The 1,766-nt window shown below is 70.4% G+C and carries 2 protein-coding genes; one reads left to right on the top strand and one right to left on the bottom strand.

The window, feature by feature from the left end; translation table 11 throughout:
• Positions 1 to 173 precede the first annotated feature (173 nt).
• The gene (locus IJH84_RS07270; RefSeq protein WP_200068847.1) at positions 174 to 1,004 is read left to right on the top strand and encodes an aldo/keto reductase; all 831 of its coding nucleotides are present in this window, start codon (positions 174 to 176) and stop codon (positions 1,002 to 1,004) included.
• A 120-nt stretch (positions 1,005 to 1,124) separates the two neighbouring features.
• Here the strand turns inward: IJH84_RS07270 and IJH84_RS07265 are convergent.
• A partial coding sequence (locus IJH84_RS07265) for an FAD-dependent monooxygenase (RefSeq protein WP_295141826.1) occupies positions 1,125 to 1,766 on the bottom strand: 642 nt, incomplete at its 5' end.

The following is a 1,766-nucleotide window of genomic DNA, read 5'->3' as shown; positions in this document are numbered from 1 at the left end:
CTCGGCGCGGGACCGGCAGGTGCGGATAGCTCGCCGTCCGGCGGCGTGCTGTGATGGAACGCGCCCCCGGCGGGAATCCGCGCCCCGCGCGGCTGGTTGCACGGGGCGGCTCCCCCGCACGACGCGCCGACGGTGCGGGCCACGACAACGTTCGACCCGAAAGGTACGAGTAGATGACCCAGGTTCCGAACCTCACGCTCAACACCGGCGCAGAGATCCCGCAGATCGGCTTCGGCGTTTTCCAGGTGCCGCCGGACGAGGTGATCGAGCCGGTGCAGGCGGCGATCGAGGCCGGGTACCGCAGCATTGACACCGCTGCCGCGTACGGCAACGAAGAAGGGGTCGGCAAGGCGATCGCCGAATCGGGGGTCCGGCGCTCGGACCTGTTCGTCACCACCAAGCTGTGGAACGACCGGCAGGGCTACGACGAGACGCTGAAGGCGTTCGACGAGAGCATCACCAAGCTCGGCCTCGACTACGTGGACCTGTACTTGATCCACTGGCCCGCCGCAGGTCAGGACAAGTACGTCGAGACCTGGAAGGCGTTCGAGAAGCTGCACGCCGACGGCCGGGTCAAGTCCATCGGCGTGTCCAACTTCCAGATCCCGCACCTGCGCCGGCTGTTCGAGGAAACCGAGATCACGCCCGCGCTGAACCAGATCGAGCTGCACCCGAACCTGCAGCAGAGCGACCTGCGCGCGTTCCACCGCGAGCACGGCATCGTCACCGAGGCGTGGAGCCCGATCGGGCAGGGCAAGGGCCTGCTGGAGGACTCCACGCTGGTCTCGCTCGCCGAGAAGTACGGCAAGTCCGCTGCGCAGATCGTGCTGCGCTGGCACGTGCAGCTGGGCAACGTCGCGATCCCGAAGTCGGCGACGCCCGCGCGGATCCGGCAGAACATCGAGGTCTTCGACTTCGAGCTCGCCGACGACGACATGACGGTGCTGGCAGGGCTGGAGACCGGCAAGCGCGTCGGCCCGGACCCGGACGTCTTCGGCGCGTGATCGACACCACTCATCGCTGATCGAAGCGACGCCAAGGCCCGCTCGGCACCCGCCGGGCGGGCCTTTTCGCGGCCGGGCTCCGGGCGCAGCACCGATTCGGAGTGCGGGCGTGTTCCGGCTTCAGGTGGCGGGCAGGGGGCGCAGGACGGTGCTGCCGGAGCGCAGCGACGCGACCTGGCTTCGGGTGGCGATCGACTTCGGCATCCGGCCGAGCCGCTGCAGCGGCGTGCTGCGCTGCGCCGAGGTGAGCGCGGCGGTGCGCGACACCTTCAGCACGCGTGACCTGCGTTCGCACTCGTAGCTGCGCAGCGCCTCCTCCGGATGCCGCTCGACGGCCCCGAGCAGGTGCGACAGCAGCCAGGCGTCCTCCAGCGTCTGGTTCGCCGCCTGCGCCACCGCGGGCGGCATCGCGTGCACGGCGTCACCGATCAGCGTGGTGCGCGGCCCGCCCCAGATCCGCGGAACCTTGTGCCGGATGTGCGGGAAGAAGCCCACGTCCTCCGGGCCGATCTCCTCCAGCAGCGGCCAAACCGGATCCGGCCAGCCGGCGAACGCCCGGCGCAGCTCGCGGACCGATCCGATCGGCTCGCCGTCCTGCCACGGCAGGTCGAACCACCAGTGCAGCAGGCCGCCGCCTGCCGGGATGAATCCGCAGTGCGCGACCCGCCCCGCGATGTTCACGGTCTGGTTCCCCTGCGCCATGGGCAGGTCGCTGCGGGTGAGTCCTTGCCAGCTCGCCCAGCCGGTCATCCGCGCGGGCCG

The organism is Saccharopolyspora sp. (assembly GCF_017434145.1).
In the GTDB taxonomy this organism is placed as follows: Bacteria; Actinomycetota; Actinomycetes; order Mycobacteriales; family Pseudonocardiaceae; genus Saccharopolyspora_C; species Saccharopolyspora_C galaxeae.
This window is presented reverse-complemented; position numbering and strand designations above follow the sequence as displayed.